The sequence below is a fragment of the Membranihabitans marinus genome, assembly GCF_021729155.1.
Taxonomy (GTDB): domain Bacteria; phylum Bacteroidota; class Bacteroidia; order Chitinophagales; family Saprospiraceae; genus Membranihabitans; species Membranihabitans marinus.
Genome location: NZ_JAJQYA010000020.1, coordinates 34,519 through 51,569, shown reverse-complemented (window position 1 = coordinate 51,569; position 17,051 = coordinate 34,519). Strand labels below are relative to the sequence as shown.

The window sequence follows — 17,051 nt, the reverse complement described above, 5'->3', positions numbered from 1 at the left end:
TTTTTATTTGACACTCACTGGAGTCTGCTCATCCTTATGCATATCATAGGGCAATTGCCAAACTTGTCCTTCTTCATCACCAAAATACATAAGGGATTCAGTCATACGATTCGGATTTCCATCGGCCCAAAAGTACATAAATGGAGACTGCCCATTGACTACCCGCCTTACATAATTGTGATTGCGCTGGCTATTTTTGGTTACCTGTTTTACTCGCTGCCAAGACTGACCTTTATTTTTAGATTTCCACATAACGATTTCTCCGCCACCACCCCATTGTTGAGGGGTGTTTTCTGTTGGCCCTACGACCATCCACTCATCGTCTGATATCCATAAGCTCCCCATATCGTAATTGTGATCTGAAGTAGTAATATGATGGGTTTCCCAATCTTGACCATTCCAATAAACTACAGACCACGTCCTAGGTCCATTAAGAGGTCCTGGCTGATGCCCTTTACCATGCACAAACAAACCAATAGGTCTCCCTTGACTATCATAATCCATATCCTTTAAATATACATTTTCTCCAAGGCTGAAAAAATCACCAACCAAGGTAGGACTTTTCAAATCTCGTATCGGTAAATCTAGGACTTGACCATCAATCGTCTTCCAAGTCTTCCCCATATCAACGGTTTCCATATAATATAAATTCGTGCGCAAATCTACATTGCCATTGGGGTGCCAATTGCAAAAGAAACCGACTTTGTTTCCCCATTGACCACTCATTTGATAGTGACCACTTCTAGTATCACCACTTCTTTTAATAGAAGCCAATGCCTGATCATCAGACCATGTGCGACCATCGATTGAAGTCTCAAAATACAATTCTCTAATCCCTGTATATTTGGTAAATAGATTTAAAAACCCTTTACCCGAAACATATTTTGGCTGAGGATAAGTCATTTCTTCTTCGGTTATTTGTGTAAAGGAAGTAATAGAATAAGGTTGATCGCTGCGATACTTAAAGCCTGGTCTAGTTTTTCCCCGACCACTGACAAAGACCCATAGATATCCATCGTCATCGATAGCCAAAGACGGATTGTCATGTGGATCATCCACACTATTTTTGTCGTAAACTACTCGTGGCTTGGACACCATTCCTGTTTGATGATCAAAACTTCCGATCATACACAAAAGATATCGATCATAGGGCCCAGTGGTACCGCCATATACAAAAAACGTCTTGTTTACTTCTTCCGCATATATGGCCAAGGGTGAATGCTTAGCTGTATAGGTGCCCAAACCCCCAGAATACTTATCTCCATAATCTGAAAACTGTCCCAAAGTAAACCATATTCCCTTGTAACCGTCGATTTCTATGTTGGAGGAATTTTGCTGAGTAAAACCATTACTGATTGACAAACAAATACACAGTATTAGGCAAAAGGAAAATTGGGAAAATCTCTTCATTATTGTTGTATTTAAAATCACCGAAGATATAATTCTTGTGTATGAACACCAAAAATTTGCCCAACATCAGTGAATATAAATTTTATATTCATAAACCACAATACACCTCCATCAATTACAATGTGATTACTCAATAATAATAGTAAAAATTTTTCTAACCCCTTCTACTAATAAATGGAATATTCCCTGACTACATAATATATAGATATCAATGTTCATGAAGGGTTAATAATAAAACATCGTCGATTAAAGTCATTTGATCCATGATTTTTTTCTTTAATATTCTCTTCTGATTCACTACTTCAGGTAAGTCTGAATCATAGAGATTATGATTTTCTTCAGGATCTTCTTCTAAATGGTATAATTCATTTCTCATCGTATCTTTAAAATCTACAATTAATTTCCATTCTGGACTTCGATAAGACCTCATATAAGCAGTACTATAATTAATCATGCTGTATTCAGCATAAAAGTCGTTGCTCCAATCCTCTACTTTCTCTCCTTTCAACAAAGGCAATACACTCTTCCCTCGTATGATCTTATCCTTGGGCAAATCCGTTTGAGTCATTTCCAACAAAGTGGGAAACCAATCCAAATTAGACTGGGTTTCCTTTATCTTGAGGCCGGGCTTGATTACATTGGGCCACTTGACTATCGCTGGCACCCTTAATGAATGGTCGTATAGATTCGGTCTTGAGTTTTTAGCTAAATTTTCTGTTGCAGGTCTCGGTGTGTTTAGAATCCAATATCCATTGCCCTTATGTTCTATCCCATTGTGTCCCATATTGTAACCGTGGTCAGAGGTAAATATAACGATGGTATTTTCTTCCAATCCCAACTGCTTCAATTGCTCCAATACTCTCCCTACATTGCGATCGACTCCAGAAACAGAAGCAAGATATTCCTTCATTTTCCTTTTAACCTTTTCTACATTTAAATCGGGAAAATCCGGATTGGGAATAACGGGATCTAAGTTTTCATAGGGCGCCCAATCTTCTTCCGCTACTGGCAGCCATTTGGAATGTGGGGCTCGATAATTGAGACATAAAAGAAAAGGATCATCCTTATTGGCATCAATAAAAGACAGTGCGTGATCGGTCAAAATATCCGTAGTCAATCCCTTTATGGTATCAATAACCCCATCCTTTTCCAAAACAGGATTAACTGGACTTTCTCCGCCCCCAGTCAAACCCATAAAATAATCAAATCCTTGATTGAGGGGATGATGTCGCTTGTCATCCGATCGGGTCCAATCCCCTAAATGGTATTTCCCCACTAAGCCGGTGGTATAGCCATTTTTTTGAATAAGTTCTGCAAAAGTAGTGTTAGAAGAATCGAGACCTACTTCATGATTGGGGTCGAATAAACGATGCCGTGGATGGGGGATAAAATCCAATATTCCCAGCTCCGTGGCGTACTGCCCCGTCATCAAACTGGCACGTGAAGGGCTGCATACAGGAGTGGTCACAAAAGCATTTTCAAAAACACCTCCTTCAGCAATCAATTGATCGATATGAGGAGTATAAGCTTGGTCATTCCCCAAGCCATTAATGGTCCATGAAGCTTGATCATCGGTAAAAATAAACACAATATTGGGTTTATTTTCAACCGTTGAATTACAGCCCCAGAGAACTAAAGCACAGAAAAAATAGAAAAATTTCATAGTTCTACTTTCTAAAATTTTTAATTCTGTGAAAGGTCAAAAAGTTGGCGTCGTGATTATTGTGCGCACCACCTAAACCATCATCATATGCCGTACGCGATAAATAAATAATATCATCGCCCTCAAACTGCCAATCGATATACTGAAAACCGTGATGACCAATGTCTTTGTGGAAGAGTAAGATTCTATCCAAGTCCCAATTGACCAAATCCTTTGAATACATAAGAGCTAAGTTGTTTCTCACTTTAGCGGGATTCATATTGGCTTTATGCTTCTTGATGTCCTCTGGAACTTGATTGGTTATCATCCAATACAATTTCGTTTCTTCATCGTATCGAATTAGAAATTTCTTAGATCCACCAGGAAAGGGTTTAAAACCTGTATTTTTATCAAATGTGGCCGTTTTCCCATCGTTAGAAATCTTAACAAAAGCTGCCTTTTCTTCAATGGTAGATCGATCGTCCACTCTCAAAATATTGTATATTTGATCGTCTGGTCCCACAACTGCATTGCCTTCTATCCAGCCACCAAAGTTGCCATTGAGATAAGTAGAATCTCTATATAATATATTACTCTTCGTCCAATTATCGGCTTTCAATAAATCGGCGTCTACAGGAATGGACATCATAAAGGTGCCATATCTTTTCCCCCACTTTTTGGGCGTTCCCATGGCACTTTCCATTGCCCTCCACAGGCGACCATTGTGTATCAATATCTGCATAGGCGCGCAGTGATATTCACCCTCCATAAGCAGGCCGTTGTTTTTGTCTGTGGGCTTGGTCCAAGTTTTTCCACCATCAGTTGACTTTCTCAACAAAGTGTTGCCGTGGTGTTTATGAGTACCTAAAAAATACAAATCTCCGTTGTGTACAAACAATTTAGACCAAAAAGCATCGCCAAATTCCGCGACTTGAGTCCATGTTCTACCTTTGTTTTTAGATAGAAATATTCTAGAAGTAGCACTTTCATGTTCATTGGATTTGGGTCCAAAAAAATCATGAGAGGCCACATAATGTCCATTCGGCAAAATCGCAATACTCGGAGAGCCAATGTATTTACCTGAAGATTGTGGACTGTGGGTAACCACTGTTCCTGGGACTAAAGTTTTATCTAATTTTTGTCCTTCAACAGTTAAAGAGCACATTAATCCGATTAATATTAAAAATAAAAGATTCCGCATACAATTATATTTTAGTTAAATTCTTGAAATTTAAATGATTACAATAACAAAATACCAACCTTGCATAGTTATAGAAAACCTTTGCACCACTAATACATCATTTTTTTAATGATTACCCATCGACAAAACATCAGCAGGCTATGACAAAATAAACGCCAATATTATATTGTCAAAACCATCGATTTATGACCATATAATTCATCGGGCTAAGTTTAAAAATTATTTTCACATCAAATAATTTTTATAAAATCAATAATAAATTAATACTTACAGTTATAGGAATTAGCCATTCGCATAGAGAATAGTAAAAAGTTTACAAACGCATGGAATTAATAAAATTGTAAATCATTCTCTTTGTCACTATTATGGGAATAAAAAAGGTAAGATCCATATATTATCACCTCAAAATACGATTATAGTTTTAAGTGATTTATACCAAATCCATATGGAATTAAAAAAAAGGACTTGCGAATAATCACAAGTCCTTTTTTAAACAATCTTAAATCAAACAATAATATATTATCCTAATACCCTTGATTTTGTGGTCCCAAATTAGGGTTGATATCTAGTTCTGTTCTAGGCAGAGGCATCAAATAGTCTCTATTTGGATCAAAATTATCGTGCACTTCTAAAGAATTCGGTCCTTTAAAGGCTTCTTCCCCTAAATTTCTTCTTTTTAAATCATACCATCTTTTAAATTCAAAAGCCAACTCTAATCTTCTTTCTTCCAAAATCACATCAATTAGCTCCTCCTTAGATAAGTTATTATTGAGATCGGCAGGGAAAGCATTCTGAACACCAGCTGCATTTCTAGCTCTCGCTCTTATTTCATTGACATAACCGACAGCCTCTTCTGTGGGGCCATTAATTTCTGTCAATGCTTCAGCTGCCGTCAACAAGACCTCTGCATACCTAAAAGCAGAATAGTCATTATCGGAGAATCTACCATCGGAATTGGCATTACCTGGATATCTTCGATATTTCGCGACATGTGGGCGCGGTGTATTTGGAAACTCGGTATATGGCATTAAAACCCCACCTATTAGTGCAGAATCTTCAAAACTAACTTTCTTTCTATAATCTCTATCGTCCCAAGAATTATATACTTCCAAAGACGGAACCAATACACTCCAACCCAAATCGTCCGCACCTCGAATACCTGTCATGGGTGGCATAATATCATCACCTGCACCACCTGCTCCGGCTTGCTGTCCCACAAATTCGGCAACAAAGATATGTTCTTCTTTATTCGGCGATCCAGCGACATATAAATCTTGAAAATCAGAGAGTAATTCGTAATTAAATCGAGACTTATTATCAATGACCCATTTGGCTTCATCATAGGCCTTCTGAAAATCGCCTTGAGTAAGATATACGGAAGAAAGATAGGAAGCAGCTGATCCCTTTGTAGGTCTAGACCGAATCCCATTGGGTTGCATATCAGGCAACCACTCCTTGGCATATAGAAGATCTGCTACAATGCCAGCATACACCTCACTTGCTGGTGATTTCGACAATACCTTAGTGGCTTCTGGATTGGTTACGAAATAATCAATATATGGAACATCTCCAAAATTGCGAACCAAATGATAATAACAAAATGCTCTAATAAATCTTGCTTCTGCAATGAGAGGATTTATTTCACTCTCATCGGTATCCAACGATTCACCCCCGCTAATAGCAGCATTTACAGCACTTATGGTCTGATAAAAATAAGGCCAAAATGCTCTTACCATACCATTGTTGTCATCCATATTAAAGTCGTTAACTTGCTGTCTTTCAGCAGGAGTACCGCGATCCCCAATATCAACCATATCACTTCGCAACATTAAGGCTGAGACAAATTGTCTACCGTAAATTCTTTCTGATGCGATCCATGAATAGGCTCCAAAAATAGCAATTTCTACATCTTTTGGTGTATTAAACAAACCTTCGGGAGACAACAATCCCACCGGTGCTTTCTCCAAATCGGTACAATTCGTAAATGCACCAAAAAGGACAAATAGCATAAATATTTTTTTTATCGTATTTTTCATTATGTCTTTTTTATGATTATTGATCAATTAAAACGATACATTTAGTCCAAAGGTGATTGATTTGGCATTGGGATAGCTTCCATAGTCCAGTCCCAAATTTCGATTCCCATTGGCAGCGCCACTAGTGGAATAATTCACCTCGGGATCAAATCCTTCGTACTTCGTAAAAGTCAACATGTTTTGGGCACTTATAGACAATCTCACTTTATTCAAATTGAAATTCGACAAAACACTGGAATCAAAACTATACCCCAAAGCTAGATTTTTCAATCGCGTAAATGAGCCATCACTAATCCATCTAGTAGAAACTCGTCTAGTTCTGCCAGCAAATGCTTTGGGTACATCGGTATTTGTATTACTAGGTGTCCATCGATCCAAGGCGTTGGTAGTCGCATTATTGATACCGGACATTAAATCCAACTCCATCAGGGTATAACTTAAAATATCGTTGCCGACAGAGCTTTGAAAGAATATATTGAGATCAAAATTTTTCCATCTAAAATCATTATTCCACCCCCAAATAAAGTCGGGATGAGGACTCCCTATAAGGGTTCTATCATCGCTATTTAAAGCACCATCGGGCTGACCGGTTAAAGTTCCATCATCGTTTTTACCTTCAATATCTCTAAATTTCTCACCGCCAGGCTCTTGTTCAAACCCGGCTCCAGTTAAGAAATTATCACCTTCTTGATACACCCCGTCATAAATCCAACCAAAAAAACTACCCACCGGCTCACCCACACGCAATATCTGAGTTGTACCTAAACCGACCAAGTGTCCAGGTCCAGAACCGTAAGCGATGTCATTGCCATCGGGCAGAGAAACTATTTCATTTCTGTTCCTCGAAAAATTGACATCCATACTCCATTCAAATTCACCGACAAAGTTCCTCGAATTAATACTTAATTCAAATCCATGATTTCTTACTTCTCCAATGTTCTGCAATTGTGAAGTGTACCCAGAATATTGAGGTAAAGGCACACTGAACAATAAATCTGAGGTCAACATATTGTAGTATTCGGCCGTCAATGTAACGCGGTCGTTATAAAAACCGATATCTGTACCAATATTGAGTTGTCGAGTTGTTTCCCAAGAGAGATTATCGTTGGCTACAGAAGTTGGTCGAACTGCATTGACTATTGCATCGTCAATGGTTGAAAAAGCAGGTGAAAACCTAGCCAGTGTTTGATAGGGTGAAATGGCTTGATTTCCCGTCACACCATAACTTACTCGCCATTTCCAGAAACTGATTAGATCTGAGTCTTGTAAAAAGGCTTCTTTTTTCATATTCCAAGCCACCGCTCCTGAGGGGAAAAATGCCCATTGATTATTTTTCCCAAAGTTAGACGATCCATCGTATCTTGCATTAAACGTAAATAAAAAGCGATCATCCAAGGTATAATTTAAACGACCGTAAAAGGAAGAAATCACCCATTCCGTCAAATTTGAACTTGGAGATTGCCATACAGCTGATGACCCTAATCCCCAATAAGAAAATGCATCTGTGATAAAGGATTGCCCTCTCGATCCCCAACTTTCACTTACTGATGATTGATAGGAATAGCCGACCAATGCATTGAGGTTATGAATATTGCCAATTTTATGATTATAAGTCAAATAATTTTCATTTAAAAATAGTGTGTTTTTTGATGCATTAATTCGTGCATCACCTCCAACATTGCGACCTTCAGTAACCGTGGTTGGCGAAAAAATCCCCGTCCTCGAGTTATAAGTCGTTGTGCCAAAAGAAGTTCTAAATTTGAGATTTGACAACAAATCGTATTCCATAAACACATTACCCTGAAAGCGATCTGCAGAATTTTCATTCTCCAACTGAGTGACAATAGCATATGGATTATCAATAGGGTCATTTAAACGAGCTACAGTAAAGCTACCATCTTCGTTGTAGATATCGCGATCCGGCTCGAATTTAAATGCAGAAGATACAACACCTGGCGTGAGTCCACCCGATCCTTCTTGGGTTCTCACCCCATTGCTTCCATCTCTACGAGCAAACAAATTCAAACCAATTTTCATCCTATCTGTAGCATTAATATCTATATTACTGGTCACAGACAACCGATCGTAGTCCGAATTAAGAATCACTCCCTTTTGATCATAGTAAGCACCAGACACGTAGTATTTCACTGATTCAGTACCCCCAGACAAGGACAATTGGTAGTTTTGAACCCCTCCTGGTCTAAATATTTCATCTTGCCAATCCGTATTACCACCCATGGATTGAAAATCGGGACGCAATTCCGAGATATAATCTACAAATTGATCGGCATTGAGCAAATCCAATCGATTGATTTCATTCTGAACAGAATAGGAAGTATTGAAATCAATTTTTGTTTTACCAGAAGCTCCTCTTTTGGTTGTAATCATAACTACACCATTTGCTCCCCGAGATCCATAAATGGCTGTAGCGGACGCATCTTTCAATACTTCAATAGATGCTATATCTTCTGGAGGGGGCATAGCACCACCTACAAAACCATCTATTACGAATATTGGATCACTATTGGCGTTGATTGAAGTACCTCCTCTAATTCTCACTTTAAGGTCTGATCCAGGAGCCCCATTATTGGATTGAATCTGAACACCTGCAGCACGTCCCTGCATAGCCTGTACACCACTACTGGTAGGATAAGCCGCTATTTGGTCAGATTTAATAGATGATACTGCTCCAGTTAAATCGCTTTTTTTCTGTGTTCCATATCCGATAACCACTACTTCGTCCAAAGTCTGTGAATCTTCTTGTAATACGATACTTATATTGGTCTTGCCAGCAATTGGCATCTCTAAGGTTTGATAACCGATGTATGAAAAAACCAGAACGTCGTTTTCATCAACATCGTTCATAATAAACTTCCCATCGAAATCGGTAGCCGTTCCCAAATTCTTGTTTTTCACCAATACATTGACACCAATCAATGGCGCACCATTGGCATCGCGAACTGTACCCGATACATTCATTACCAATTTCTTGGACATTAAATTGTAATGATCTCTATTGTTGAGATATTTTACAACCTGCCGTTCAGCTTTTGATATTTTCTTATCGGAGGCTAAAATTTCTTGAAAGTGATCGACCATCTTTTGCAAAGACTGTAAACCTTCAGGATCCCTCTTGTAAAGAATAACATAGCGATTGTCAAAAATCTTAAAGTGAATTCTAGTTCCTTTCAATATTCCAGAAATAGCCTCATTGACATTATCGGCATCTTCCTCGTTGTAATTGACCTTGACATTGTCAATCAATTCCTTATCGTAATTAAACAACACTTGATACTTCTGACTAATTTGCTGAATCGCAGTCGACAGCAAAATTTCACTGCTAGGTTCTGCCTCATTGGCAACCAATAATGGCACCTGCACATGCATAAATAGAATACACAGTAGTGCAATCATACAGGGTTTTTTACATAAAAATTGTAATTTCATATTCTAATTTAATTGAGTTAAGTAATTGTGGACAGGAACGGAGTGCCAACAATATTCCTGTTCACTATTTTATGATTATTCCATCTTCATTTTTTTCTATTGTCAAATCCATCATTAATGCCAAGGATTCAACTACCATATCCCAATTGGTATAAGGCAAACCAATGGTGTATTTCTTGTTCAACATCTCTCTATCTACTACTTGAATCTCCTTGCCATAAATGTCCTCGATCTCATTGAGGATATTCTCCAAACTTTCATTGTCATATATAAAACTACCCTCGGTCCACGATGCACTCTTCACCGTTGTGGTTTCTTTTTTCTCATAACTTCCATCATTTTTTGAAAAACTGACCATATCCCCTGGTTCCATGGACTCAATCGTCCGAGAAGCATCAGAAAAAGCCAACTCCACTTTCCCCGTAGCTAAAAATACATCGGTTTTATCTCGACGACTACTTACATTAAATGTTGTCCCCAATACTTTTATCGTCAAATCATCGGTAATCACTTGAAAGGGATAATTCTCATCGCTATCATCCAATAAATGAGATACATCGAAAAAAGCCTCTCCACTCAATATTACTTCACGACTTCCTTGTTTTTTCCAGTGGTTCGTCCACAATAATTTCGAATTGGCATTTAATCGAACCACACTGCCGTCAGGCAATTCCACAACCTTAGTTTCACCATAATGGGTAGAGTATTCTATAGTCTTGGGGCCGGCGTAATTTTGCCAAATCATTATGGTACTGATCATCAATAATATCGCGGCGGCTGCATAGTGCAACATTTTGCGATTGAAGAATTGAAGTCTATTTTGCCGTTTTCCTGATATTTCATGTTTCAATACATCCAATCGACCGACAACTTCAGTCCAATCACCAGGATATTCCTTATCCTCCAATCCTTGGCCCCACTTTTCTTCCATTGCACTCAGTATAACATCGGCATTTTCTGTCTTTTCTATCCAATCCAACAATTGATGAATTTCATCAGAAGTGGCTGTTTTATTTAAAAACTTATGGTATAACTCTTCTATATTATTTCTAGACTCCAATCTTTGTATTTTAATTTTTATATTATATAACAATTTTTACCAAAGCAAATTCGAGATACACTAAGGCAATATTTTGCATTAAATGCGATATATAAAACGATATAAATAAAAATCAGGACTAGTAAAAGTGAATTATTTTAAAAAAATAATACTACTTTTATTTTATTATTTTGTTAATTCTAAGTTTAAAAACTAAGATAACCCGGTGTCGACCAATAGCATAGAAGAGGTATTTAGAAATTATAAGAATAAAGTGTATGGCTTTATTCTGTCCCACGTATGCGATGAAGAATTGGCCAAAGATCTAACCCAAGAGGTATTCCTGTCCCTCTGTATTCACAAAGACAAATTAACAGATACCGATAATGTAAGTCGATATGTTTTTTTAACCACAAAAAATAAAGTCATCGACTATTTTAGAAAAGTGGCCCGTGACAAGAATCGTCGTATCGAGTTTATTCAATCTTGGGAAGCGAGCAAACCCAAAGTAGAAACCGAGATGAATGAAGAACATTGTCTATCCGTGCTGGAAAGTATCATCGTTCAACTTCCACCACAACAGCAAACCATTTATCGTTTAAGTAAATTACAAGGTCATCCCCTACAAGAAATAGCTCAGCAATTGCATTTGTCTTCTAACACCGTGAAGAATCATTTGGTCCAAGCCAATAAGTTTGTTCGACAGCGTATCAAACCAGAATCGATTTTCCTCTTGCTATTCCTGTCATCATTGTAAATCCATAAAAAAAGCTGAATGCCATGGTCTTCCGACTCAGGACATTCAGCCTATTGATATAATACTACATGGATTTATATAGTATTAGCTAATATTATTTTTGGTATTATTCTATGGAAAATGTTGTTTCTTCACTCTCTAATCCATCATCATCCCCTTCAGTTCCCCATACCGACGCAGTAAACACGTAAGTATTGGAAGGGGAGAAACCATTGGCTTCATTGATCACCAAATGTTCCACATAGTTGAACGAAGACTCGGTCGCATGCACGTGATCGTGATAATCAAAGACTATATGGCTCGGATCAGCTTGCGAAGCAATCTCGACTTTCACATTGTGCACTGGCTCACCGGAATGGCTTTCGAACAACACATTCAATTCTAGGGTATCCCCCATTTGCAATGTTTCGCCCTTAGGTGATTTCACATGGGCATGATATGAGTAGTCCACACCTTCAATCACATCATCGGACTTGTCACATGAAGTAATAAATAAGGCGGTCAAAAATAAAATGGATAAATATTTCATTGAATTAAAATTTTGGATTGTTAATAAAATTATAGTCGGTTAGGGTGGATAAAAAAGCAAGTAAATCCGCCTTTTCATCAGAAGACAAGGCGATGCCTAAGCGACCATTTTGATTGAGTTCTTTGGCCAAGTTAAAGGACGGCAATACACCTGCATCATAAAAATCCAAGACCTCTGCCAAAGTTTTAAATCTTCCGTCGTGCATATAAGGTGGGGTCAATCTAATATTTCGCAGGCTGGGCACAATGAATTTTCCTCGATCTGTGGAAGATTCTGTTATCCCTTCCCTACCCAAATCAGAAAAGACCGTATCCAAACCATTGTTTAGAAACTCCTCATTGGTGAACAATGGCGGCACATGACAGGTAGCGCAGTTTGTTTCAAAAACCGCTAATCCCCTTTGTTCTTCATCGGTCAATTGAATCTCTCCTCGCTGGTATTGATCATAGCGACTATCGGCCGACACCAAGGTCAAAAGATATTGAGATAAAGCTTTGAGCATTAAAGGCCCAGTAATGGTATCCATGGTCGGATAAACTTTTCTAAACTTATTGGGATAACTTTCGCTATCGTTCAATTTACTGACCACATGACCGAGGCTTTCCCCCATTTCCAGTTCATTCTCAATGGCTGCCAAAGGGACAAAGTCCAGCTGACTGACACTACCATCCCAAAAAAATTCCCGACGAAAAGCCAAATTCATAATCGGAGGTGCATCCCTAGTACCCACGCGTTCAAATATCCCTATACTGGGATGATGTTGGGCATCGGTAAAAGACAGTGATTTAGTATGACAGTTGGAACAAGCCACACTTCCGTCGATAGACAAAATGGGATCATTAAACAATTGCTTACCCAAATCAACCCCTTCCTGTGATAGCGGATTGGTATGAAGTGGATAAACAACCTCAGGAAATCCCTGAGGTTGAGGGATGGACAAAGTTTCGATACTCACATCAGTTTTTTGACATGAATAAATCAATCCTAGGCCCATAGCGCAAATTAGTATTTTGACCACTAGTTTTGTCATATCAATGTCTATTGGTGGATATGATCAAATGCAAATGCATCGGTATAATTATTGGCAAAAGGAATACCGTCAGAAGGTTTGTGTACATTGTTATTGCCCGTAAAATCAATAAGGTTTTCACCCCCAAAAAGAGAGATTACGTCAAATACCATATGCACATTGGGATGACCTTCTCCGGTCACTGATAGATCGGTATCAAAATCATAAGACAATCTGCGAACATTGTTGACAAAGGCGGAATCATCGATATCCTTCCATCCTCCCACATGATATGCCATACCCTTGGCTATGGACGGATCAACGGTATTGCCACTTGCCCCGCCAGCAGAAACCGGAGAATGACCCTCCATTTTCATAGCGACATAGCCAGAATTCCAATTCCAAAACATCGCGCTGGTTGCAGGATCCAACGAACCTGCCGCCGCCCCTTCACTTACACCAGATTCATCGACACCAACGGTGAAGGTTATCTTATTGTATTTGCCATAGGGTACATTTTCAAGATTGATCAATTGACTGGACTCCTCCGACTCATCAATTAAATAATACCCTTTGGACTCTGTAGCACTGGCCAATATTTCATCCTCGTAATATGCACCATCGGGTCCTTCCAAAACTATTTTTGAGATATAATACTTTAGCAAAGTAATATTGAATGGTTGATCCATGGCATTATTGTAATCAAAATTCGATGTATCCCCAGGTGATACCATGGTCAATTGACGCTGCACACCATCGACGATGGCTATATTGTCAAATTTGATTTCGACTTCAGATTGTCCTGAAGCCATAAGGTCTTCATCCTTGTCACATGCCGCAAATACGATAAATGCAAATAAAAAAATAAAATTATAAATCTTCATATTAAATATATTTCTAATAGTTTTAAAAAATAAAAGAAGCCTGGATGGCCCATCGCTGCTGGGCTTCGACTTCATTTTGAGAATAATTTTGAACCATGGGTAGGGAGTGGTTTACCCCAATCAAATAATTGGCCCATTTGACGCTCAATCCTGCCATAGCCCACACACCCTTGCCACCGGTTCCATGCACACTATTGCCGTTTTTATAGTGATCCCGTTGGATATATTCGCTGCCCAAGCCGAGTTGCGGTATCCAATCCAATCCCCATATTGACTGTTCTTTAAAAAAAGTTAATTGAGCTGAAAATTGGGATCCATACTGATATCCATCTCGTGAAGCTGTATTTATTTGATTGTGATTGGAAAATACAATTCCATAACTATTTTTTGTAAACACAGCCCTAGGTTGAAATAAGAAGCCCACGTGCCCATTGCCAATATTGAAGTTTTCCGGCAAATTGGAATCATGGATATCTGGATTGTATTTCCCCGTAGGTATTTTAAGTCCCAAGCCCATATCTACAAGCCAACTCGATCCATTTTTAGTCAGGTAATTGTTCACCAGTGAATAATTGACCATAATCCGACTATCAGATATACCACTAACCTCCTGATGTTCTAGCGAATTGTATCGCTCATTGGTCCGATAAGACATATTGGCCCATAACTTCAATCGGTCGGTTAGATAATATTGGGCAGTAAGATCCAACAATTGAAAATGATCCTCGGAACCGCTACTATTCTCAGCAATAGACTGATAATGAGCAGACTGCCAACCCAATCGAATAAAATGATTGCGATAGGAAGTCATCATCCCAATTCCGCTGCCCGATATACTGCAACCACAAGCGTCGCAGGCAAATACCGATGGCAAAAACATCCATAGGAATGCCAATGGCAAAATAATTCTTTTGTACATTTTATAGCTTTTAAAATAAATCCTTCCTCAGGAAAGGAATAATCTACCCCATCATCTATAACCAAATGCATATAAATACCTTTATACGATATGGATTCAAGCAATGTCATTGGTCATTGACCGATATACACAGATATATCCATGCATATACAATATTAACAATAAGGGTAATTTAGAATAGATACTGACTGATTAACCACGAGGGGGATGATGTACCGAAGCGGTATATTCAAAAGCATATAAGATCTGGCGATCTTCAAAATGATCCCGTTCGAAGGGACGATTCTCATTGAGATTTATATCTGATTGTTGAATCTCTACTACCGGAATTGGTTTGTCGTCTTGCAATCTCAAGCCTTCTTGATCACTGGCTTCCCCATTGCGTTCCAAAACACCATCGAGGACACAACTCCCTTTACACATCATTTCTGGTGTAATAGAGTATATACAGAGATTTTCAGCCACATAATTTTGTCCAATCTTAAACATGACAATGCTGGTAAGATCTTTAAACGTTGCTAAAATCACTATGGTGATCAATATGTTGGCAAGCCATTTCACGCAGCAAAGATAAAAGGATGATTGGCATAATAAAAGGGTTGCAATATAAAATTACAACCCTTTAACATATCTTTAAAAAATTCGCATTAAAGTGAATTTCTACCTTTTCCCCATGGACCTTGGATGGCCAAAGTCAATCCTGGGCTTTGAATATTAACGAAAAGAGTGTCACCCGAGGGAGAAAAACACACCCCTGCAAACTCCGATTTATAACCAATATTTTTGGCGATATGATACATTTCCCCTTCCGGAGTAATCCCAACCAATCTCGGATCACTTTTATCCTCAGCAACCACAACGTCTCCCCATGGTGCAATGGTCAAATTGTCGGCAAATTGCATAAGCTTGGAATCATGAGACTCGATAAACAATTCCAATGTACCAGGCTCCTTATCCTCTCCAGCTTCCGCCTCGTGCTTACTGGGGATATATTTAAATATTTGACCGTTGTTTTCTTTACCTCCATTGGTACAAGCGAAATAAATCTCTCCACTGCCATACCACATCCCTTCTCCACGGGCAAAACGAGCCGCTCCATTTTCGAAACCCCGATGATTGATGTCACTTTCTGGAGATTCGATATCGTCGATATCCAACCATTCTACTGCCCAAGCTTTATTTAATGGAAAGGGTTCAGTATTTAATTTCTTCCAGTTTCTAGTATCAAATGAAGGTTTGTCTTTAATAGCCAACACCTGTAGCTTCCCCTTTGTCATATCCCCATACTTTTCGGGAATAAAACGATAGATCAATCCCTCGGAATCGTCCTCTGTCTGATAAACAATTCCGGTTTTGGGATCTACAGCTACTGCTTCGTGAGAAAATCGCCCCATAGCTTTCAATGGCATAGGCTGTTGTACCCCCATGGTGGAAGAAGCCTTAACCTCAAAGTTGTAACCGTGATCTTTTTCTAAAAAATTATCCGCTCTGGCCGTAGTCTCTTCACAGGTAATCCAGGTTCCCCAAGGAGTAGGACCACCGGCACAGTTTCTATAAGTACCGGTAAGACTTAAAAATTCCCGTTCCACTTCCATTTTCTTCTCGTTGAAAACCAAGTTAGACGTACCTCCAACACCAATCTTTTTACCTCGACCAAAATCATATATGAGATCCTTATCAATTTTGGATAACAATTCTTTGTTTTCTCCATAAGGGCTTTGCTCAAGATCTCCTGGAGAAAGTTCGTGATTTCTCACAATAATCACCTTGCCATTTTCCTTAAAAGTAGCCATACCATCTGCAGCGCCAGGAACTAGAAAACCGTCTGTCATTTTTGTCCCTTTGCGCGAGATAATTTTATAGGTAAAGCCTTTAGGCAATTCCAAAATATTGTCTACATCTTTATACAAAGGACCATAACCTGCCTTTCCGCTAGGCTTCATCATCCCAAATGCATGATGATGTAGTCCCATAAAACCCATGCTGATCACTCCGGCATGTTTCATGAAATTTCTTCGAGTTCTCATATTATATATTTTATCTATTTATTCTAAGGGATTGAACCAATAACTTAGCTCATATATCAAAGTTCTAGATCGGCCCACTCATTTCTTAATATTCCCAAAAATGTAAGTCAATCATTTAACCCAAGCTAAAATAACAAAGACAGAGCAGACA

At 38.6% G+C, this 17,051-nt stretch carries 13 protein-coding genes; 1 reads left to right on the top strand and 12 read right to left on the bottom strand.

Features of this window, described 5'->3' with window-relative positions:
- Positions 1 to 3 precede the first annotated feature (3 nt).
- The 6 genes from LVD51_RS12890 to LVD51_RS12865 form a co-directional block, all read right to left on the bottom strand.
- Complete coding sequence (locus tag LVD51_RS12890) at positions 4 to 1,362, bottom strand: BNR-4 repeat-containing protein (protein WP_236971793.1); 1,359 nt, start codon at positions 1,360 to 1,362, stop codon at positions 4 to 6.
- A gap of 256 nt (positions 1,363 to 1,618) precedes the next feature.
- The gene (locus LVD51_RS12885) at positions 1,619 to 3,073 is read right to left on the bottom strand and encodes a sulfatase family protein (protein ID WP_236971792.1); all 1,455 of its coding nucleotides are present in this window, start codon (positions 3,071 to 3,073) and stop codon (positions 1,619 to 1,621) included.
- Between the two features lie 4 nt (positions 3,074 to 3,077).
- A complete protein-coding gene (locus LVD51_RS12880; protein WP_236971791.1) occupies positions 3,078 to 4,253 on the bottom strand; it encodes a sialidase family protein in 1,176 nt (391 codons plus the stop codon).
- 524 nt (positions 4,254 to 4,777) lie between these two features.
- Complete coding sequence (locus LVD51_RS12875) at positions 4,778 to 6,289, bottom strand: RagB/SusD family nutrient uptake outer membrane protein (protein ID WP_236971790.1); 1,512 nt, start codon at positions 6,287 to 6,289, stop codon at positions 4,778 to 4,780.
- Between the two features lie 27 nt (positions 6,290 to 6,316).
- Positions 6,317 to 9,703 (bottom strand): SusC/RagA family TonB-linked outer membrane protein, encoded by a 3,387-nt coding sequence (locus LVD51_RS12870; protein WP_236971789.1) that lies wholly within the window; start codon positions 9,701 to 9,703, stop codon positions 6,317 to 6,319.
- A 97-nt stretch (positions 9,704 to 9,800) separates the two neighbouring features.
- Positions 9,801 to 10,796: a FecR family protein gene (locus tag LVD51_RS12865; protein WP_236971788.1), complete on the bottom strand. Its 996-nt coding sequence runs from the start codon at positions 10,794 to 10,796 to the stop codon at positions 9,801 to 9,803.
- Between the two features lie 205 nt (positions 10,797 to 11,001).
- Here LVD51_RS12865 and LVD51_RS12860 point away from each other — a divergent pair, with 205 nt between their 5' ends.
- Positions 11,002 to 11,532 carry an RNA polymerase sigma factor gene (locus tag LVD51_RS12860; protein ID WP_236971787.1) on the top strand — a complete coding sequence of 177 codons (531 nt, stop codon included), beginning with the start codon at positions 11,002 to 11,004 and terminating at the stop codon, positions 11,530 to 11,532.
- Positions 11,533 to 11,638: 106 nt separating this feature from the next.
- On the opposite strand, the gene LVD51_RS12855 is transcribed toward LVD51_RS12860, so the two are convergent.
- The 6 genes from LVD51_RS12855 to LVD51_RS12830 form a co-directional block, all read right to left on the bottom strand.
- Positions 11,639 to 12,061 (bottom strand): hypothetical protein, encoded by a 423-nt coding sequence (locus LVD51_RS12855; protein WP_236971786.1) that lies wholly within the window; start codon positions 12,059 to 12,061, stop codon positions 11,639 to 11,641.
- Between the two features lie 4 nt (positions 12,062 to 12,065).
- A complete protein-coding gene (locus tag LVD51_RS12850) occupies positions 12,066 to 13,091 on the bottom strand; it encodes a cytochrome-c peroxidase (protein ID WP_236971785.1) in 1,026 nt (341 codons plus the stop codon).
- Positions 13,092 to 13,099: 8 nt separating this feature from the next.
- Entirely contained in the window at positions 13,100 to 13,954 is an 855-nt protein-coding gene (locus tag LVD51_RS12845; protein ID WP_236971784.1) for an MbnP family protein, read from the bottom strand.
- A 22-nt stretch (positions 13,955 to 13,976) separates the two neighbouring features.
- Positions 13,977 to 14,873: a transporter gene (locus LVD51_RS12840; RefSeq protein WP_236971783.1), complete on the bottom strand. Its 897-nt coding sequence runs from the start codon at positions 14,871 to 14,873 to the stop codon at positions 13,977 to 13,979.
- Positions 14,874 to 15,065: 192 nt separating this feature from the next.
- Positions 15,066 to 15,434 (bottom strand): hypothetical protein, encoded by a 369-nt coding sequence (locus tag LVD51_RS12835; protein WP_236971782.1) that lies wholly within the window; start codon positions 15,432 to 15,434, stop codon positions 15,066 to 15,068.
- Between the two features lie 86 nt (positions 15,435 to 15,520).
- Positions 15,521 to 16,900: an alkaline phosphatase PhoX gene (locus LVD51_RS12830; protein WP_236971781.1), complete on the bottom strand. Its 1,380-nt coding sequence runs from the start codon at positions 16,898 to 16,900 to the stop codon at positions 15,521 to 15,523.
- Positions 16,901 to 17,051: the final 151 nt, after the last annotated feature.